19 protein-coding genes and 1 riboswitch are annotated in these 17,933 nt (G+C 70.9%); of the genes, 14 read left to right on the top strand and 5 right to left on the bottom strand.

All coding sequences use genetic code 11. The features are described 5' to 3' along the window. Positions 1-563: 563 nt before the first annotated feature. The gene (locus GXP76_RS11695) at positions 564-1,148 is read right to left on the bottom strand and encodes an isochorismatase family protein (protein ID WP_242571415.1); all 585 of its coding nucleotides are present in this window, start codon (positions 1,146-1,148) and stop codon (positions 564-566) included. Between the two features lie 136 nt (positions 1,149-1,284). Next, positions 1,285-2,640 (bottom strand): nicotinate phosphoribosyltransferase, encoded by a 1,356-nt coding sequence (locus GXP76_RS11690; RefSeq protein WP_242571414.1) that lies wholly within the window; start codon positions 2,638-2,640, stop codon positions 1,285-1,287. 212 nt (positions 2,641-2,852) lie between these two features. On the opposite strand from GXP76_RS11690, the gene clpS reads away from it, so the two are divergent. The 11 genes from clpS to GXP76_RS11640 all read left to right on the top strand — a co-directional run bounded on the left by clpS (position 2,853) and on the right by GXP76_RS11640 (position 11,925). Further along, positions 2,853-3,158, top strand: a complete 306-nt coding sequence (clpS, locus tag GXP76_RS11685) for an ATP-dependent Clp protease adapter ClpS (protein WP_242571413.1) — start codon at positions 2,853-2,855, stop codon at positions 3,156-3,158. Continuing rightward, positions 3,158-3,745, top strand: coding sequence for a DUF2017 domain-containing protein (locus tag GXP76_RS11680; protein WP_242571412.1), 588 nt, complete (start codon positions 3,158-3,160; stop codon positions 3,743-3,745). Before clpS ends, GXP76_RS11680 begins: the two co-directional genes overlap by 1 nt. Before the next feature lie 308 nt (positions 3,746-4,053). Next, positions 4,054-5,514, top strand: coding sequence for an amino acid permease (locus GXP76_RS11675; protein ID WP_242571411.1), 1,461 nt, complete (start codon positions 4,054-4,056; stop codon positions 5,512-5,514). Between the two features lie 149 nt (positions 5,515-5,663). Beyond that, complete coding sequence (locus GXP76_RS11670; protein ID WP_147875501.1) at positions 5,664-6,077, top strand: Mov34/MPN/PAD-1 family protein; 414 nt, start codon at positions 5,664-5,666, stop codon at positions 6,075-6,077. Next, a riboswitch (cobalamin riboswitch) is annotated at positions 6,050-6,211 on the top strand. (Overlaps the previous gene by 28 nt.) A gap of 40 nt (positions 6,212-6,251) precedes the next feature. After that, positions 6,252-7,238, top strand: coding sequence for an ABC transporter substrate-binding protein (locus tag GXP76_RS11665; RefSeq protein WP_242571410.1), 987 nt, complete (start codon positions 6,252-6,254; stop codon positions 7,236-7,238). Positions 7,239-7,249: 11 nt separating this feature from the next. Beyond that, positions 7,250-8,302: an iron ABC transporter permease gene (locus GXP76_RS11660; protein WP_242571409.1), complete on the top strand. Its 1,053-nt coding sequence runs from the start codon at positions 7,250-7,252 to the stop codon at positions 8,300-8,302. Beyond that, the gene (locus tag GXP76_RS11655) at positions 8,299-9,102 is read left to right on the top strand and encodes an ABC transporter ATP-binding protein (RefSeq protein ID WP_242571408.1); all 804 of its coding nucleotides are present in this window, start codon (positions 8,299-8,301) and stop codon (positions 9,100-9,102) included. The genes GXP76_RS11660 and GXP76_RS11655 overlap by 4 nt, the downstream gene beginning before the upstream one ends. A 69-nt stretch (positions 9,103-9,171) precedes the next feature. Then, positions 9,172-9,285 (top strand): putative leader peptide, encoded by a 114-nt coding sequence (locus tag GXP76_RS36010; protein ID WP_329033241.1) that lies wholly within the window; start codon positions 9,172-9,174, stop codon positions 9,283-9,285. Between the two features lie 92 nt (positions 9,286-9,377). After that, complete coding sequence (locus GXP76_RS11650) at positions 9,378-9,695, top strand: MoaD/ThiS family protein (RefSeq protein WP_242571407.1); 318 nt, start codon at positions 9,378-9,380, stop codon at positions 9,693-9,695. Further along, complete coding sequence (locus GXP76_RS11645) at positions 9,695-10,645, top strand: PLP-dependent cysteine synthase family protein (protein WP_242571406.1); 951 nt, start codon at positions 9,695-9,697, stop codon at positions 10,643-10,645. The genes GXP76_RS11650 and GXP76_RS11645 overlap by 1 nt, the downstream gene beginning before the upstream one ends. A gap of 194 nt (positions 10,646-10,839) precedes the next feature. Then, complete coding sequence (locus GXP76_RS11640; protein ID WP_242571405.1) at positions 10,840-11,925, top strand: hypothetical protein; 1,086 nt, start codon at positions 10,840-10,842, stop codon at positions 11,923-11,925. A 97-nt stretch (positions 11,926-12,022) separates the two neighbouring features. On the opposite strand, the gene GXP76_RS11635 is transcribed toward GXP76_RS11640, so the two are convergent. Beyond that, complete coding sequence (locus GXP76_RS11635; RefSeq protein ID WP_242571404.1) at positions 12,023-12,562, bottom strand: type II toxin-antitoxin system PemK/MazF family toxin; 540 nt, start codon at positions 12,560-12,562, stop codon at positions 12,023-12,025. Between the two features lie 211 nt (positions 12,563-12,773). On the opposite strand from GXP76_RS11635, the gene GXP76_RS11630 reads away from it, so the two are divergent. Next, the gene (locus GXP76_RS11630) at positions 12,774-13,526 is read left to right on the top strand and encodes an MBL fold metallo-hydrolase (protein ID WP_242571403.1); all 753 of its coding nucleotides are present in this window, start codon (positions 12,774-12,776) and stop codon (positions 13,524-13,526) included. Positions 13,527-13,657: 131 nt separating this feature from the next. On the opposite strand, the gene GXP76_RS11625 is transcribed toward GXP76_RS11630, so the two are convergent. Both GXP76_RS11625 and GXP76_RS11620 read right to left on the bottom strand, forming a co-directional pair. Beyond that, the gene (locus tag GXP76_RS11625) at positions 13,658-14,920 is read right to left on the bottom strand and encodes a PTS transporter subunit EIIC (protein ID WP_242571402.1); all 1,263 of its coding nucleotides are present in this window, start codon (positions 14,918-14,920) and stop codon (positions 13,658-13,660) included. Between the two features lie 349 nt (positions 14,921-15,269). Next, positions 15,270-16,553, bottom strand: a complete 1,284-nt coding sequence (locus tag GXP76_RS11620) for a PTS transporter subunit EIIC (protein ID WP_242571401.1) — start codon at positions 16,551-16,553, stop codon at positions 15,270-15,272. 203 nt (positions 16,554-16,756) lie between these two features. Between GXP76_RS11620 and GXP76_RS11615 the strand changes: the two genes are divergently transcribed. Beyond that, positions 16,757-16,990: a glucose PTS transporter subunit EIIB gene (locus GXP76_RS11615; RefSeq protein WP_078077135.1), complete on the top strand. Its 234-nt coding sequence runs from the start codon at positions 16,757-16,759 to the stop codon at positions 16,988-16,990. A gap of 102 nt (positions 16,991-17,092) precedes the next feature. After that, positions 17,093-17,830, top strand: a complete 738-nt coding sequence (rph, locus tag GXP76_RS11610) for a ribonuclease PH (RefSeq protein ID WP_242571400.1) — start codon at positions 17,093-17,095, stop codon at positions 17,828-17,830. Positions 17,831-17,933: the final 103 nt, after the last annotated feature.

Genomic DNA, 17,933 nt, shown 5'->3' with positions numbered 1-17,933 from the left:
ATCCCGCACGGGCCGGGGCCTGCCCGGGGGGGCACCACGCTCGGCCGCGCCCACGCGGGCGCGGCCAGGAGCCGCTCCCTACGCCCCGAGCCGGTCGGTCCTGCCCGGTGGGTTCACCGCGCCTGACAGCGCACGTGCTGTGGCGGAGCCGCGCCCGGCCCCGCCCGACGCGGGGCGGGCCGGGCGCGGCTCCCTGCGCCCCGGCCGGCAGGAGCCGGTCTCGGGCGGGCGGAGGTACCTCCAGCGGCAGGGCCGGCGGAGAGGCTGTTCGGCTGCGCCTCGCCGGCGAGTGCCGACCGCCTTGCGGCGGGCCTCGCACGCATCCAGGAGCGGGGCCGGGCCGGCCTGGCCGGCCGAGGCCGGTCGTGGTGTCGGCCGGAGGTCTGCCGCATGCGACGTTCCGCCTGGCGGCGCTCGCGGCTGCACAGGGGCTCCCGGGCGACTGACCTGGCGCCGGCAGGAGCCGATCACCGCGCCGCGCGGGCGCGGCCGGGAGCCGCTGTACCGAGGCGGCCCGGGGCCCGCCGCCGGGACAACAGCGGGCCCGGCGGCGGGCCCCGGGGCTACACCACCGGGTTGCCCGTCAGGTGGACGCCCGATGTGCGCAGCTCCGTCAGGGCACGTTCCGTCGTGTCCTTCGAGACGCCCGCCGTCAGGTCCAGCAGCACGTGGGTGGTGAACCCCTCACGCGCCGCGTCCAGGGCGGTCGCCCGTACGCAGTGGTCGGTGGCGATGCCGACGACGTCGACCTCCGAGACCTCGCGGGCCCTGAGCCACTCGCCCAGCCGGACCCCGTTCTCGTCCGCGCCCTCGAAGCCGCTGTACGCCGCCGCGTAGGCGCCCTTGTCGAAGACCGCGTCGATCGACCCCGAGGCGACCGCGGGCGCGAAGTTGGGGTGGAAGCCCACCCCCTCCGTGCCCGCCACACAGTGCACCGGCCACGAGTGCACGAAGTCGGGGCGCGCGGAGAAGTGGTCACCCGGGTCGACGTGGTGGTCACGCGTCGCGACGACGTGGCGGTAACCGGCCGTCGTCTGGCCGATCAGATCGGTGATGGCGGCGGCCACGTCGGCGCCGCCCGGCACCGCGAGGCTCCCGCCCTCGCAGAAGTCGTTCTGGACGTCCACGACTATCAGTGCGCGGTGCATGGCGGGTGTCCTTCGGTGGGGAGCGGGCGGGGGCCACCGAGCCTATGGCGTCCCGTCCTGGTTGGCCTCTCGGAGCCTGGCGTTCCCGGTCGCTGTCCGTTCATGCCTGCCACACCTCTTCCGAACCTCGTGTCCGTCACATGTAGACGGTCGGGATGACCGGCTCGCCGCGCGAGAGCTGGATCGCCGACATCGGCAGCGCCGCCCGCGCCTCGACGTGCCGGTTGCGGACCGCGTCCAGGGGCTCGCGCGCGACCACCTCGCCGCCCTTGACCAGCTCCACCAGCAGCTGCCGGTCCAGCAGGTCCGCCGGCACGGGACCGGTGCCGACGACCTCGGCCTCCGCGTACCCCTCGGCGTCCACCCGCCGCGCCGCCCACTTGCGGCCGCCGATCGACGTCTTGCCCCCGAGCGACTTCTTCGCCACCGCGTGCAGCGGCGCCCGCCGGTCCGCGGAGTGGGCACGGGCGACCAGTTTGTACACCATCGAGCAGGTGGGGTTGCCGCTGCCGGTGACCAGCTGGGTGCCGACCCCGTACGCGTCCACCGGCGCCGCGGCCAGCGAGGCGATCGCGTACTCGTCCAGGTCGGAGGTGACCACGATCCGGGTGTTCACCGCGCCCAGCTCGTCCAGCTGCTGCCGCACCCGGTGCGCGACGAGCAGCAGGTCGCCGGAGTCGATGCGCACGGCGCCCAGCTCCGGCCCGGCGACGTCCACGGCCGTACGGACCGCCTCCGCCACGTCGTAGGTGTCCACGAGCAGCGTCGTCCCGCTGCCGAGCGCGTCGACCTGCGCCTGGAACGCGTCCCGTTCGTTGTCGTGCAGCAGCGTGAAGGCGTGCGCGCTGGTACCCACCGTCGGGATGTCGTAGCGGAATCCGGCCGCCAGGTCCGACGTGGTGTCGAAGCCGCCCACGTACGCGGCGCGCGACGCGGCGACGGCGGCCAGTTCGTGCGTGCGGCGCGCGCCCATCTCGATCAGCGGGCGACCGCCGGCGGCGGCCGACATCCGGGACGCGGCGGCGGCGATCGCCGAGTCGTGGTTGAGGATCGACAGGACCACGGTCTCCAGCAGCACGCATTCGGCGAAGGAGCCCTCGACACGCAGGATCGGCGAGCCGGGGAAGTACACGTCGCCCTCCCGGTAGCCCCAGATGTCCCCGCTGAAGCGGTAGTCGGCGAGCCAGTCGAGCGTCTCGCCGTCGACGATCCCGCGCTCGCGCAGAAAGCCGAGGACGTCCTCGTCGAAGCGGAAGTTCTCGACGGCGTCGAGGACGCGCCCGGTGCCCGCGACGACTCCGTAACGCCGTCCCTCGGGCAGCCGCCGGGTGAACACCTCGAAGACGGAACGGCGCTCGGCCGTCCCCGCCCTGAGCGCCGCCCGGAGCATCGTCAACTCGTACTGGTCGGTGAAGAGCGCGGTCGACGGCACGCCGATCCGCCGGCCGCCCTCGTCCTTGGCAAGGCCCTTCTCAAGCTCCGCAGAGTTCATACGAGCGATGCTACAGCGGATCTCGTCAGATTGACGATTTCTATTGAACGGCCGGAGCCCGGCGGGTCGGAGGCGACTCGGGGGCGACTCGACGGCCTCCCGCGCCGCCGTTTGTGCGACAGGCCCCTCCTGGTGGCAGCATGGGGCTGTGAGGCTGTGCATCCCGGGGCGTGTCCCGGGACCCCCGGCGGAGAAGAAGGTCGTCCCGAACCGTGAGTGTTGCCCCGACAGAGATCGAACTTCCCGAGTCGGCCGAGGAGACGTTCACCGTCCCGGAACCTGACGTGCCGTGGATGACGATCGTCCACAACGACCCGGTCAACCTCATGAGTTATGTGACGTACGTCTTCCAGACCTACTTCGGCTACTCCAAGGACAAGGCGCGCAAACTGATGCTCGACGTCCACCAGAAGGGCCGCGCCATCGTCTCCAGCGGCAGCCGCGAGGAGATGGAACGCGACGTGCAGGCCATGCACGGATTCGGCCTGTGGGCCACGCTCTCCCAGGACGCCGGCTGATGGCCGGGCAGTTCGAGGCGATCCCCGGCGGTGGCGCCGCCGTCGCGCTCGACGAGGTCGAGATCTCCATCCTGCGCTCGCTGGCCGTCCAGCTCCTGGAGCTGATCGGCCCCGGCGACGAACCGGCCCAGGGGGAGGACCCCCTGGCGGCGCTCTTCGCGGAGGGGCCCAGCAAGCCGCCGTCCGACCCCGCGCTCGCCCGGCTCTTCCCGGACGCGTACGGCTTCGGCGACGACACCGACGACGAACTGCGCGAGTACTCCTCCGAGTTCAGGCGCTTCACCGAGAACGACCTGCGGAGCCGCAAGCGCGAGGACGGCCTGGCCGTCGTCCGCGGCCTGGACGCCCTCTCCGCGTCCGGCGAGGGCGGTGCCGTCCTGAAGCTGACGCCCGACGACTGCCGGCACTGGCTCGGGGCGCTCAACGACCTGCGCCTGACGATCGGCAGCCGGCTGGAGGTCTCCGACGAGGACGAGGGCGAGAGCCTGTACCGGCTGCCGGACTCCGACCCGCGCAAGCCGATGGTGATGGCGTACCTGTGGCTCGGGGCGCTCCAGGAGACGCTCGTCGAGACGATGATGCCGTGACGGATCCGGTGACCCCGGTCCGGCGCCCCGGGCCCGGCCCGGGCTCGCCAAGGACCCGCCCGGCCGGGCCGTCACAGACTCCGCGTACCTCCGTCACACCGTCTCCGGACGGCCATGCTCCGTTTCCTCAACGGACACTCAACTCCGGATAACGATCGCGTCACCGCCCCCGCATGCCTTGCGATTCCGGGGGAGATTCGTCCGCTTCTTCCTGTGGGCCGCGCCACAGCCGCCTCCGCGGATCGCGGCCCGGCCCGTGGTAAATCTTCACGACCACCGGCACAGGCAGGGAGAAAGGGCGCATCACCATGACCTCCCCACAGGTCGACAACACCTCGGACAAGCCCTCCGCAGACACCTCGGAGGAGGGCTACGAACGCGGGCTCGGCAGCCGCCAGGTCCAGATGATCGCGATCGGCGGCGCCATCGGCGTCGGCCTGTTCATGGGCGCCGGCGCGAACATCGCCAAGGCCGGGCCGAGCATCATCCTGATGTACGCCCTCGCCGGCGTGGTGATCTTCTTCATCATGCGGGCGCTCGGCGAACTGCTGCTCTACCGGCCGGTCTCCGGCTCGTTCGCGGAGTACGCCCGCGAGTTCCTCGGCCCGTTCTTCGGCTACGTCACCGGCTGGACGTACTGGCTCATGTGGATCGTGACCGGCATGGCCGAGCTCACGGCGGCGGCGATCTACATCCACTTCTGGTTCCCCGCGATCCCGCAGTGGGTCAGCGCCCTGGTGTTCCTCCTGGTGCTCTTCGGCGTCAACCTGATCTCCGTCAAGATCTTCGGCGAGGTCGAGTTCTGGTTCTCGATGGTCAAGGTCACCGCCATCATCGGCATGATCGTCATCGGCCTCGGCGTCCTGACCCTCGGCTTCTCGGACGCCGGCGACACCGCCGCGACCGGCAACCTCTGGCAGCACGGCGGGATCTTCCCCAACGGCATCGGCTCCAGCCTGATGACCCTCCAGGGCGTCATGTTCGCCTACCTCGCCGTCGAACTCGTCGGCGTCACGGCGGGCGAGTCCGAGAACCCGGAGAAGACGCTCCCCAAGGCGATCAACACGCTGCCCTGGCGCATCATCGTCTTCTACGTCGGCGCGCTCACCGTCATCCTCGCCGTCGTGAGGTGGACCGAATTCAGCGAGGGCGAGAGCCCGTTCGTGCACGCGTTCGCCAAGATCGGCATTCCGCTCGGCGCCGGCATCGTCAACTTCGTCGTGCTGACGGCGGCCCTGTCGTCCTGCAACTCCGGCATGTACTCCACCGGCCGGATGCTGCGCGACCTCTCCGCCAACAAGGAGGCGCCGCGGGCCCTGGGCAGGCTCAACCGCCGCCGGACACCGGCCACGGGCATCGCGGCGTCCGTCGCGCTGATGGGCATCGGCGTCGTGCTCAACTACGTCGTCCCCGAGAAGGCGTTCCTGTACGTCACCTCGGTGGCCACCGCCGCCGGTATCTGGACCTGGATGATGATCCTCATCAGCCATATCAAGTACCGCTCCGCCGTGGTCGCCGGCCGGCTGCCGGCCTCCTCGTTCCCGGCCCCGGGCGGCTCGGCCCTGAGCTGGGTGGCGCTGGTCTTCCTGTCCTTCGTGACCTGTCTGATCGCCTACGACTCCGACGCCCGGGTCTCGCTGTACGTCGGCGCGCTCTGGGCGGTGTTCCTGGTCGCGGGCTGGGCGCTGCTCAAGAGCCGTAACCCGGAACTCGCGGCGCGCGCCCCCGAGGGCCCGAACGAGCCGGAGTTCGCGAAGGTCACCGACTGACGCCCACCAGGCGCTCACCCGCCGCCCGTCCGGCGGTCACCCGGCACCCGCCGGACGGTTGTCGGCCGGCCGCCGGGCGTCTCAGAACCCGTCTCACCAGGTGGTCTCCGTATCTCATCCACGGAGGCCACCTGTTTATCCTTCACCTCATGCTGACCATCACCCAGGCGCTGTACGACCAGATCGTCGCCCACGCGCGGGCGGACCACCCCGACGAGGCGTGCGGCGTGATCGCGGGCCCCGAGGACAGCGACCGGCCCGAGCGCTTCATCCCCATGCTCAACGCGGCCCGCTCGCCCACGTTCTACGAGTTCGACGCGGACGACCACAAGAAGCTCGACAACGAGCTGCGCGAGCGCAACGAGGACCTGGTGGTCATCTACCACTCGCACACCGCTACCGAGGCGTACCCCTCCCGCCGGGACATCGACCTGGCGATGGAGCCGTTCGCCCACTACGTCCTGGTCTCCACGGCCGACACCGACGACATGGGCCCCTTCCAGTTCCGCTCCTACCGCATCGTCGACGGCGAGGTCACGGAAGAAGAGGTCGAGGTCGTCTGAGAAGATGACGCCGTCCAGGGCGGCAGGACCCAGGAAGCCGGTGTGAATCCGGCACGGTCCCGCCACTGTGACCGGGCCCCGCGCGCGAGCGGGGGCCCGGAAGCCAGGAACTGACCTGTCGCCCTTCTCCCACCATGCCAGGGGACGCGGAAATCCCCCGGAGGAGGCCCAGTCATGCCCTCGCGACGCCACGCCCTCATACCGGCGGTCCTGCTTCCCCTGCTGCTCCCGCTCGCCGCCTGCGGCACCACCCCGGACCCCGTCCGCAGCGCCGGAGCACCGGCCGGCGGATTCCCGTACACCGTCACCAACTGCGGCGTGAAGACCACCTTCGAGGCGCCCCCGAAGCGCGTGGTCACGATGAACCAGCACGTCACCGAGATCATGATCGAGCTCGGTCTCACCAAGTCCCTCATCGGCACCGCCTGGCTGGACGACGCGGTCCTCCCCGCCTACGAGAAGGCGTACGACAGCGTCCCGGTCATCGCCGAGGAGTACCCCTCCAAGGAGAAACTCCTCGCCGCGAACCCCGACTTCGTCTACGGCGGCTACGCCAGCGCCTTCGCCGCCAAGGACGGCCGCACCCGCGACGACCTCAAGGGCGCCGGCATCGACACCCGGCTCAACCTGGAGAACTGCACCGGGGGCCGGACCTCGATGGACGACGTGTTCCGTGAGGTCGAGGAGGTCGGCCGCACCTTCGGCGTCACCGGCCGCGCCGAGAAGTGGACCGCCGGGGCGCGCACCACGCTCGCCACCACCGCCGCCGGGCTCGACGGCGTGGAGGCCGTCCCGGTCTTCGTCTACGACAGCGGCGACAAGACCGCGTTCACCGCCGGCGGCAAGGGCATCGGCAACGAGCTGATCCGGCGGGCCGGCGGACGCAACGTCTTCGCCGACCTCGACAAGTCCTTCGGCGACGCCACCTGGGAGCAGGTCGTGGCCCGCGAGCCCGAGACGGTCGTGATCTACGACTACGGCGCCACCACCGTCGCGCAGAAGAAGAAGCGCCTGCTGGAGGACCCCGTACTGAAGGACGTCCCGGCGATCAGGAACAAGAGCTTCGCCGTCCTGCCGCTCTCGGACGCCGTGCTCGGTGTCCGCGCCCCCGCCGCCGTCCGGCGCCTCGCCACCCAACTCCACCCGGAGGCGGGACTCTAAGGCATCCCGTCATGACCTGTCGGACCCCGCCCGGCCACCGCCGGCTGCGGCACGCCCTCGTCCTCGCCTCGCTCGCCGCCGTCCTCGCCTGCGCCGTCGTCGCCGGGCTCGCGCTCGGCTCCGTCCGCATCCCGCCCGGCGAGGTCCTCACGATCCTCACCGGCGGCGCGGAACCCAGTCCCTTCCGCACGATCGTCCTCGACGTGCGGCTGCCGCGTGTGCTGCTCGGCGCCGTCGTCGGCGCCGGGCTGGCCGTCGTCGGGACCGTCCTCCAGGCCCTCGTACGCAACCGGCTGGCCGACCCGTTCCTCCTCGGCATTTCCTCCGGGGCGTCCGCCGGAGCCGTACTCGTACTGGTCCTCGGCGTCGGCGGCGGCGTCGGCGCCGGGATCACCACCACCGTCGCCATGCCCGCCGCCGCCTTCGCGGGCTCGCTCGCCGCGATGACCCTCGTCTACGCGCTGGCCCGGCGCGGCGGCACGATGACCGGCGGGCGGCTCGTACTGGCCGGGGTGACCGTCTCGTACATCCTGTCCGCGCTCACCACGCTCGTCCTGGTCGTCTCGGCCCGGCCCGAGCACTTCCAGGAAGCGCTGTTCTGGTCGCTCGGCGGGCTCGGCAGCGCCCGCTGGGGCACGCTCGCCGTCCCGGCCGTCGTCCTCGCCGCCGGCACCGCCGTCCTCATGGCGCTGGCCCGACCGCTCGACCTGCTGCTGGTGGGGGAGGAGGGCGCGACCGTACTGGGGCTGGACACCGCGCGCTTCCGCGCCGCCGTGTTCGTCCTCGCCTCGCTGGTCACCGGCGTCATGGTCGCCGCGAGCGGCGCCATCGGCTTCGTCGGGCTGCTCGTGCCGCACGCCGCGCGCATGGCGGTCGGGGCCGCGCACCGGCCGCTGCTCCCGGTGGCGGCGCTCGGCGGGGCGGTCGTACTCGTCGTCGCGGACCTCGCCGCCCGTACCGTCGCCGCGCCGCAGGACATCCCCGTGGGCGTCCTCACCGCGCTCACCGGCGGCCCGTTCTTCCTGTGGCTGATGCGCCGCCGCCCCGAAGGAGCCCCGGTATGAGTGACCGTACGGCCGCCTCGCTCCAGGTCGAAGGGCTCTCCTACGGAGTCGGCGGCGGCCGGCATCTGGTCGACGCCGTCGACCTCACCGCCGCCCCCGGCGAGACCGTCGGACTCGTCGGCCCCAACGGCAGCGGCAAGACCACCCTGCTGCGGTGTGTCTACGGGGCGCTGCGCCCCACCCACGGCCGGGCGCTGCTGGACGGCGACGACCTGCACACCATGACAGCCAAGGCGCGTGCCCGGCGCGTGGGCACCGTCCCGCAGGACGGGCAGACCGACTTCGAGCTGACCGTCCGCGAGGTCGTCGCCATGGGCCGCTCCCCGCACCGCCGCTTCTGGGAGGCGGACACGGCGGCCGACACCGCGCTCGCCGACGCCGCGCTCGACCGGGTCGGCATCGGCCCGCTCGCGGACCGCGCCTTCCCCTCCCTCTCCGGCGGCGAACGCCAGCGGGCCCTCGTCGCCCGCGCGCTGGTCCAGCGGCCCGCGCTCTTCGTCCTGGACGAGCCGACCAACCATCTGGACATCCGCTACCAGCTCGAAGTCCTCACCCTGATGAAGGAGTTGGGGGCGACCAAGCTGCTCGCCCTGCACGACCTGAACCTCGCCGCGTACTACTGCGACCGCCTGTACGTACTCAAAGCGGGTACGGTCGTCGCCTCCGGAACCCCGGCCGACGTCCTGACACCCGCCCTCCTGGCAGGTGTCTACGAGGTGGAGGCAGAGGTCACACCCCATCCCCGGACCGGCGCCCCCACCGTCGTCTATCTGCCCGAGCCCCCGGTCCCGTCCATCTGACGAACACCAAACGTCCAACATGCGAGATGGCATACCGGGATGCGGACCGGGAATCGATACGATGACCCCATGGTTTCCCACGACGTGAGCGACAAGACGCCCGGCGATCTGCTGGTTGCGCGGCTGCACGTCGACCTGTGCCGCCTCGCCAGCGCCATGTGTACGGTCGGCGCTGCCGCCTGAGTCCGGCGGAAACGCCCGTTCCGAGCACCACCCCCCGCGCGGGGGCAGAGCCGCGCGCCCGTCACGCCTCTTCTCCGACAGGAGCCCACGCCATGGCCATCGAGGTCCGCATTCCGACCATCCTCCGCACCTACACCGACGGAGCCAAGGCCGTCGAAGGCACCGGTGACACCATCGCGGCACTGCTCACCGACCTCGAATCCCGCCACACGGGCATCCGCGAGCGCATCGTCGACGGCGCCAACGGAGACCAGCTCCGCCGCTTCGTCAACGTCTACCTCAACGACGAGGACGTCCGCTTCCTGGACGGCATCTCCACCAAGCTCGCGGACGGCGACAGCGTCACCATCCTCCCGGCCGTCGCGGGCGGCGCACTCGACAAGCCGATGCTCGACACGCACACGCTCTGATGCGGTACGACTCCCCGCTCGCGGTCGTCGGCGACACCCCCCTCGTGGGGCTGCCCCGGCTCTCCCCGTCGGACGAGGTCCGGCTCTGGGCCAAGCTGGAGGACCGCAACCCGACCGGATCGATCAAGGACCGCCCGGCGCTGCGCATGGTCGAGCAGGCCGAGAAGGACGGCCGGCTCACACCGGGCTGCACGATCCTGGAGCCCACCAGCGGCAACACCGGCATCTCCCTCGCCATGGCCGCGAAGCTCAAGGGCTACCGGATCGTCTGCGTGATGCCGGAGAACACCTCGCAGGAGCGCCGCGAGCTGCTCGCCATGTGGGGCGCCGAGATCATCCCGTCCCCGGCGGCGGGCGGCTCCAACACGGCCGTGCGCGTCGCCAAGGAGCTCGCCGCCGAGAACCCGGACTGGGTGATGCTCTACCAGTACGGCAACCCGGACAACGCGGGCGCGCACTACGCCACCACCGGCCCCGAGATCCTCGCCGACCTGCCGTCCGTCACCCACTTCGTGGCCGGCCTCGGCACCACCGGCACGCTCATGGGCGTCGGCCGCTACCTGCGCGAGCAGAAGCCCGACGTGAAGATCGTCGCGGCCGAGCCGCGCTACGACGACCTCGTCTACGGCCTGCGCAACCTCGACGAGGGCTTCGTCCCCGAGCTGTACGACGAGTCCGTCCTCACCAGCCGCTACTCCGTCGGCTCCGCCGACGCCGTCACCCGCACCCGCCAACTGCTCCAGCGGGAAGGCATCTTCGCGGGCGTCTCCACCGGCGCCGCCCTGCACGCGGCCATCGGTCTCGGCAACAAGGCCGTCAAGGCGGGCGAGAGCGCCGACATCGTCTTCGTCGTCGCCGACGGCGGCTGGAAGTACCTCTCCACCGGCGTCTACACGGCCGCCACGGACGAAGAGGCGATCGAAACGCTCCAGGGCCAGCTCTGGGCCTGAGCCGTCCCGTCCCCGGGCGCCGGGCGGACCGGCCGACGGTCCGCCCGGCGCGTCCGGTGCGCCGGGTCGGCACGGCCCGCCCGCGGCAACAGTGGTGCAACAGTCCCCGCGCGGGGCTGTCGCCCCACCGCTCCCGGCCCCGACCATCGGTGTCGATCGACGCGTTGTGACGCACACCGACCACGGGGGCAGAAATGGACGACCGCTGGAGCGGCATGGGTGCCACGGGCGGCCGGGGAGGCCCGGGACACGCCCCCGGACCGGGCTCCGGACCGCCCGGCTTCGGACCGCCCCACCCCTTCGCCCCGCCGGAGACCACCGGCCGCGCACCGCGCCGGTACCTCGGCGCGTACGTCACCTCCGGCATCCTGCTCCTCGTCTTCGCCTGCGTCCTCGCCGCCTGGATCACCGACACGGCGATCAACACGCGGGCGGACGTGGACCTGTTGCTCGACGCCCTCGTCAAGAACGACCGGGGACGGCCGCTGTTGGTCTTCACCCCACACGAATGGGCCTTCATGGTCGCCCTGTTCGTCGTCGGCATCGCGGCCCTCGCCCGGCGCCGTGCCGCGCGCGGCGCCGCCCTGCTCCTCGCGTTCCTGCTCCTCGGCGCGGGCGCCCGGCAGCTCAACGGCCTCACCAGGAACGACTACCGCGACCTCATGTTCGCCGGTGAGCACGGCACGCCGACCGTGCTCACCTACGTGTTCGCGTTCCTCGCCGCCGCCACCGTGATCGTCCTGATGCTGGTGGCCCGCGAACGTGACCTGCCCCCGGAGCCCGCGCCCGGCGCCCGGCGCGCCGCGGGCGTCCTGCTCATCCTGATCGGCGCGCTCCAGGGCTTCTGGTACGCGCGCGGCCTGCGGGAGTTCAACGAGGCCGTCGGGCCGGGCGGCGGCCGGGGCGCCCTCGCCGAGTGGTGGCACGAAGCGCTGAACATCAACGCCCGGGGCGGATACGGCACTTCGGCCGGTTTCACCTACTACCACAGCGCGCTGATCGCGGCGTTCCTCGTCGTCGGCGCCCTGCTCCTGCTGCGCGCCCCGGCCGCCCGGGGCGCGGCGCTCGCGCTGCTCGGCATCGCCGCGTACCTCCAGCTCCGCGACCTCGCGGGCATCCGGTACGACCGGCTCTCCGACTACTACCAGGACACCACCGTCGGCTGGAACCTCACCAGCTCCTTCGCGGCGGCCGCGGCGATGCTGATCGCGATCGCCCTGACCCGCCACACCCCACGCCCGTACGCCCCACCCCAGTACCCACCGGCGCCGCTGCCCTAGGCAAACGCAGCCCGTCCGGCGATTGAGGACAAGCGCGGCCAACGAGCCGCGCAACCCGGCGAACGACCGCGATCCGGCCCCGGCGCGCCGCGGCGCCTCACCGTGCCAGATGGCGGACCTGGCGCCACAGCCCCGGATCCGCCTGTCCCACGCAGCGGCGGAACGCCTTCGTGTCAACGCTCCGCAGCTCGTCCGTCTCCAGGAAGCTCTGTCGTCCGTCCAGGTCGCCCACGGCCTTCGGGGGCAGCGGAATCACGCCGGGGCGCTCCTCGTGGAACTTGCTGGTGATCTTCGCGACCAGCACCGTACGGCCCCGTACCGAGAGCACCAGACACGGCCGGTCCTTCGCCCCGGGCCCGTCCTCGTACGGCACCATCGCCCACCAGATCTCACCGGGCCGCGGCTCGCGGCCCCCGGTCCTCCCGCCCGTTTCCGCGCCGGTCTTCGCGCCGGTCTTCGCGCCCGTCCTCCGGCCGGCGGGCCCGCGCGGAGGTCTGCGGTCCGTACCGCCCGGCGGCCGGGTGCGCCGGGTGCGCCCCCGCGGAGGACGCGGACTGCGACCGCGCCCGTCCACGACCGTGGCGACCATCGCCAGCACCACCACGACGATCAGAGCCACCCACCAGGTCGTGTTCATGTCCCAGACCGTACCCGCGCGAATCCCGGCCATGTACCGCCCGATTCCGTGCCCGCCGCCCGCGGCAAGGTCCGCCCGAACCGGTGACAGAGCAGGTGAGTTCCCCCACAACGGGCCGGTGTGGAGGAGCGACCAGCCGTTTGGCGCTTTACGCTCGACAGACCGAACGACCCCCGTCGCCCCCCTTCCACGCCACGGAGGTTCACGCTCCATGAAGCTCACCGTCGTCGGCTGCTCGGGCTCCTTCCCCTCCGTGGGATCGGCCTGCTCCAGCTACCTCGTAGAGGCCGACGGCTTCCGGCTGCTCCTCGACATGGGCAACGGTGCCCTCGGCGAGTTGCAGCGTCACTGTGGTCTCTACGACCTCGACGCCATCTTCCTCAGCCATCTCCACGCCGACCACTGCATCGACATGTGCGGCTACTTCGTCGTCCGCTACTACCGCCACGACGGCGGACGCTGCGACACCATCCCCGTCTACGGGCCCGACGGCACCGAGCAGCGCCTCACCACCGCGCACGCCGACACCCCGACGGAGAAGTCCATGAGCGAGGTCTTCGACTTCCACACGCTCAAGCCCGGCTCCTTCGAGATCGGGCCCTTCTCGGTCCGTACGGAGAAGCTCGCCCACCCCGTCGACACCTTCGGCATCCGCGTCGAGCACGACGGCAGATCGCTCACCTACTCCGGCGACACCGGCGTCAGCGAGACCCTGGTGGACCTGGCCCACGACACGGATCTCTTCCTCTGCGAAGCCGCGTTCACCTACGGCAAGGAGGACATCCCGGGGCTCCACCTCAACGGCCGTGAGGCCGGCGAGCACGCCGCCCGCGCGCGGGCACGAAGACTCGTCCTCACCCACATCCCGCCGTGGACCGACGCCGAGCGGAACCTGAACGACGCGCGTGCGGAGTACGGCGGACCCGCCGAACTGGCCACGCCGGGCGCGGTGTACGAGATCTGAGCCACGGGATCCGCTCAACCGGATCCGTACCACCGGATCCCGGCACGGGATCCGATTCACGAGATCCGAGCGCGGACGCGACGGTGCCCCCGGCCTTCCCGGCCGGGGGCACCGTCGGTCGCGCGGAGGGCCTACTTCGCTTCGGCCTTCTGGAGTTCCGCCAGTTCCTCGTCCGTCTCCCGGCCGGGCGTCGGCAGGTTGAACTTGATGATGGCGAAGCGGAAGACCGCGTAGTAGACGGCCGCGAAACAGAGGCCGACCAGCGCCAGACCCCACGGGTTGGTCGCGATCCCCAGGTTGAGGAAGAAGTCGACCGCGCCCGCCGAGAAGCCGAAGCCGTCCTTCATGCCCAGGCCCCAGGTCAGCGCCATGGAGACACCGGTCAGCACGGCGTGGATCGCGTACAGCACCGGCGCGATGAACATGAACGTGAACTCGATCGGCTCGGTCACACCGGTGACGAACGCGGTGAGCGCGAGCGAGAGCATCATGCCGCCGACGACCTTGCGGCGCTCGGGGCGGGCGCAGTGGTAGATCGCGAGACAGGCGGCGGGCAGCGCGAACATCATGATCGGGAAGAAGCCGGTCATGAACTGTCCGGCCGACGGGTCACCGGCGAGGAAGCGCGCGATGTCGCCGCTCTTGCCCTCGTACGAACCGGCCTGGAACCACGGGAACGAGTTCAGCAGGTGGTGCATGCCGATCGGGATCAGCGCGCGGTTCGCGACACCGAAGATACCGGCACCGGCCGCGCCCGAGCCGACCAGCCACTCACCGAAGTTGTGCAGACCGGCGCCGAGGACGGGCCAGATGAGACCGAAGACGATGCCGATGAGGAGACCGGCGAAGGCCGACAGGATCGGGACGAGCCGCCGGCCGCCGAAGAAGCCGGCCCAGTCGGGCAGCTTCGTCCGGTAGAACTTCTGGTAGAGCAGGGCGACCACGATGCCCATGACGACACCGCCGAGGACACCCGCGTTCACGGGGGCGTCCGACATGACTATCTTGCCGTCGACGACGTTCGCGACCTGCGGAAGATTTCCGTCCGTGAAGGTCGCGAGGACCTTCTGGAAGACCAGATATCCGGTGACGGCGGCCAGCGCCGTGGAGCCGTCCGACTTCTTGGCGAAGCCGATGGCGATGCCGACGGCGAAGAGCAGCGGCATGTTGTCGAGGATCGCGCCGCCACCCGCCGCCATGTAACCGGCGATCTTGGTGATGAAGGTGGGGAACGACTCGCGCCCGAGCATGTCGGGGTTGCCGAGACGCACCAGCAGGGCGCCGGCGGGCAGCACGGCGACCGGCAGCATGAGGCTGCGGCCGATGCGCTGCATGACGGACATCACGCCGGAGCCCTTTTTGTTCGCCGCGGGGGCGGCGCTGGCCGTGGACATCAACTTCCTCCAGAGGACAAGGCACCGCCGTTGATCAGGCACAATGGGGAGCGGCGGCGACCCGGGAACACGGCGCGCGGCCATGTGGTCTACACCTATGAGTGGTGTAGACCATTTGTAACATGGTGAGGGTTGAATAAGGAACCTTCGAATTCTTTCGATCCGGATTCGATGGTTCAGGTGTGCGGCCGGTCCGCCACGGGCGCACGAGAAGGCCCCCGGACCAAGAGGTCCGAGGGCCCTTCCGGGGCTCGGCGCGGGCTGCGCCGGCGGGCCGCCGCCCCCACTCACCCCGCTCCCGCTCATCGTTCCGCTCGGCCGCCCCCGCTCATCCGCGAACGCCCTCCCGTCACTTCCGCATGTTCTCCCGCTCGACCTCTTCCTCCAGCTCCTCCGGCTCCCGCCCCGGAGTCGGGATGTCGAACTTCGTGATCGCGAACCGGAACAGCACGTAGTAGACGACCGCGAAGCAGAGCCCGATCGGGATGATCAGCCAAGGCTTCGTGTCCAGATGCCAGTTGACGACGTAGTCGATCAGCCCCGCCGAGAAGCTGAACCCGGCGTGCACACCGAGCGCCCACGTGATCGCCATCGACGCACCCGTCAGCAGCGCGTGCAGCCCGTACAGCAGCGGCGCGGCGAACAGGAACGAGAACTCCAGCGGCTCCGTCACACCCGTCACGAACGACGTCAGCGCCACCGAGACCATCAGGCCCGTCACCTGCTTGCGGCGCTCGGGCCGCGCACAGTGCGCGATCGCCAGCGCGGCCGCCGGCAGCCCGAACATCATGATCGGGAAGAAGCCCGACATGAACTGACCCGCCGTCGGGTCCTGCGCGAAGAACCGCGTCAGGTCGCCCTGGGCCACGGTCCCGTCCTTCGCCGTGAACTCGCCCGCCTGGAACCAGAAGAAGGTGTTCAGGAACTGGTGCATCCCGATCGGGATCAACAGCCGGTTCGCGACACCGAAGATGCCCGCGCCCCACGCGCCCAGATTGATCAGGTGCCTGGCGAACGCGGTCAGCGCGTCACCCACCGGCTGCCACAGCAGCCCGAACAGCACCCCGAGGATCACCCCGAGGAACGCCATCAGGATCGGCACCAGACGGCGGCCGTTGAAGAAGCCGAGCCAGTCCACCAGCCTCGTACGGTGGAAACGCTGCCAGACCACCGCCGTGAGCAGCCCGATCACGATGCCGCCGAGCACCCCCGGATTCTGCGGATTGCCCTCCGGCAGCGCGTCGGTGACGGTGCCGTCGGCAGGGAACGCCACCAGGATGTTGTGATAGACGAGAAAGCCCACGACGGCCGCCAGCGCCGTGGACCCGTCGGCCCGCTTGGCGAAGCCGATCGCGACCCCGATGCAGAACAGCAGCGGCAGCCCGAAGCTCCCGTCCAGGATCGCGTTGCCGCCCTGGAGGAAGACCTTCGTCGTCTTCTCCCAGAACGGCCCGTGCAGATACGCCGCGAAGAGATTGCCCAGGCTGACGAGCAGACCCGCCGCGGGGAGCACGGCCACCGGGAGCTGGAGGCTGCGCCCGACCTTCTGGAGCCCCTGGAAGAGACCGTTCCACCACCGCCGTCGAGGCGCCGCCGGGGGAACGGCCGACGCGTCGGCACCCGTCGAACTCATCGGCGTCCTCCCGTGGCACAGTGGTGTAGACCAGTTGCGATACGCTCCCGTGACCGGGCCACGGACGGCGTATCACTGGTGACCGTCATCTTTCGGTACGGGGCGGTCACCCGCCCGTGAAGATGGGCCAACCGTGAGTTACCGTGAAAAATCGGATCCACGGTGAACCGGGACCCCACCCCTTGGACAGCAGGGAGCAAGACATGGCCAGCAAGGCTGAGAAGATCGTCGCCGGGCTCGGCGGAATCGAGAACATCGAAGAGGTCGAAGGCTGCATCACCCGCCTCCGCACCGAGGTGGTGGACCCGGCCAAGGTCGACGAGGTCGCGCTGAAGGCCGCCGGCGCCCACGGCGTCGTCAAGATGGGCACCGCGATCCAGGTCGTCATCGGCACGGACGCCGACCCGATCGCCGCCGACATCGAAGACATGATGTAACCGCGGTCCGACACCCACCGAGGGGCCCGATCCGGACAACGCCCTACGCGGGGCGGAGAACCGGAACGAGCCCCTCAGTCATGTCCCGATAGGCTCACGGCCATGTCTCGAATCGACGGCCGCACCCCCGAACAGCTCCGCCCCGTCACCATCGAACGCGGATGGAGCAAGCACGCCGAAGGATCCGTACTCATCTCCTTCGGCGACACCAAGGTCTTCTGCACCGCCTCCGTGACGGAGGGCGTCCCGCGCTGGCGCAAAGGCAGCGGCGAAGGCTGGGTCACCGCCGAGTACTCGATGCTGCCCCGCTCCACCAACACCCGCGGCGACCGCGAGGCCGTGCGCGGCAAGATCGGCGGCCGCACCCACGAGATCTCCCGCCTCATCGGCCGCTCACTGCGCGCCGTCATCGACTACAAGGCCCTCGGCGAGAACACCATCGTCCTGGACTGCGACGTCCTCCAGGCCGACGGCGGCACCCGCACCGCCGCCATCACCGGCGCGTACGTCGCCCTCGCCGACGCCGTCGAATGGGCCAGGACCAAGAAGATCGTCAGGGCCGGCCGCAAGCCCCTGACCGGGACCGTCTCCGCGATCAGCGTCGGCATCGTCGGCGGCGCGCCCCTCCTCGACCTCTGTTACGAGGAGGACGTGCGCGCCGACACCGACATGAACGTCGTCTGCACCGGCGACGGCCGCTTCGTCGAGGTCCAGGGCACCGCCGAGGCCGAGCCGTTCGACCGCAAGGAACTCGGCACGCTCCTCGATCTCGCCACCAGCGGCTGCGCGGAGCTCGCCGCCCTCCAGGCCGCTGTCCTGGAAGAGACCCTCGACAGGTAAAGAGGCAACCAAGAACCCGGGCGCGGCGTCGTAACAGTCGCGACTCTCAAGGGCGTACGGACCTGCCCGTACGCCCTTCCGCACCAAGGGAGGGAACCGACCC

This window comes from Streptomyces sp. NP-1717 (genome assembly GCF_022695985.1).
Classification (GTDB): domain Bacteria; phylum Actinomycetota; class Actinomycetes; order Streptomycetales; family Streptomycetaceae; genus Streptomyces.
Note: the sequence above shows the minus strand (reverse complement) of the source record. Positions and strands in the feature narration are given on the sequence as shown.

Excerpts from the sequence above, each read along its gene's own strand:
- GXP76_RS11620 (WP_242571401.1), bottom strand. The coding sequence starts at position 16,553 with ATGAGTTCGACGGGTGCCGACGCGTCGGCCGTTCCCCCGGCGGCGCCT.
- GXP76_RS11665 (WP_242571410.1), top strand. The coding sequence starts at position 6,252 with ATGCCCTCGCGACGCCACGCCCTCATACCGGCGGTCCTGCTTCCCCTG.
- GXP76_RS11655 (WP_242571408.1), top strand. The coding sequence starts at position 8,299 with ATGAGTGACCGTACGGCCGCCTCGCTCCAGGTCGAAGGGCTCTCCTAC.
- GXP76_RS36010 (WP_329033241.1), top strand. The coding sequence starts at position 9,172 with ATGGTTTCCCACGACGTGAGCGACAAGACGCCCGGCGATCTGCTGGTT.
- GXP76_RS11660 (WP_242571409.1), top strand. The coding sequence starts at position 7,250 with ATGACCTGTCGGACCCCGCCCGGCCACCGCCGGCTGCGGCACGCCCTC.
- GXP76_RS11640 (WP_242571405.1), top strand. The coding sequence starts at position 10,840 with ATGGACGACCGCTGGAGCGGCATGGGTGCCACGGGCGGCCGGGGAGGC.
- GXP76_RS11650 (WP_242571407.1), top strand. The coding sequence starts at position 9,378 with ATGGCCATCGAGGTCCGCATTCCGACCATCCTCCGCACCTACACCGAC.
- GXP76_RS11675 (WP_242571411.1), top strand. The coding sequence starts at position 4,054 with ATGACCTCCCCACAGGTCGACAACACCTCGGACAAGCCCTCCGCAGAC.
- GXP76_RS11690 (WP_242571414.1), bottom strand. The coding sequence starts at position 2,640 with ATGAACTCTGCGGAGCTTGAGAAGGGCCTTGCCAAGGACGAGGGCGGC.
- rph (WP_242571400.1), top strand. The coding sequence starts at position 17,093 with ATGTCTCGAATCGACGGCCGCACCCCCGAACAGCTCCGCCCCGTCACC.
- GXP76_RS11635 (WP_242571404.1), bottom strand. The coding sequence starts at position 12,562 with ATGAACACGACCTGGTGGGTGGCTCTGATCGTCGTGGTGGTGCTGGCG.
- GXP76_RS11695 (WP_242571415.1), bottom strand. The coding sequence starts at position 1,148 with ATGCACCGCGCACTGATAGTCGTGGACGTCCAGAACGACTTCTGCGAG.
- GXP76_RS11680 (WP_242571412.1), top strand. The coding sequence starts at position 3,158 with ATGGCCGGGCAGTTCGAGGCGATCCCCGGCGGTGGCGCCGCCGTCGCG.
- GXP76_RS11630 (WP_242571403.1), top strand. The coding sequence starts at position 12,774 with ATGAAGCTCACCGTCGTCGGCTGCTCGGGCTCCTTCCCCTCCGTGGGA.
- GXP76_RS11615 (WP_078077135.1), top strand. The coding sequence starts at position 16,757 with ATGGCCAGCAAGGCTGAGAAGATCGTCGCCGGGCTCGGCGGAATCGAG.
- GXP76_RS11670 (WP_147875501.1), top strand. The coding sequence starts at position 5,664 with ATGCTGACCATCACCCAGGCGCTGTACGACCAGATCGTCGCCCACGCG.
- GXP76_RS11625 (WP_242571402.1), bottom strand. The coding sequence starts at position 14,920 with ATGTCCACGGCCAGCGCCGCCCCCGCGGCGAACAAAAAGGGCTCCGGC.
- GXP76_RS11645 (WP_242571406.1), top strand. The coding sequence starts at position 9,695 with ATGCGGTACGACTCCCCGCTCGCGGTCGTCGGCGACACCCCCCTCGTG.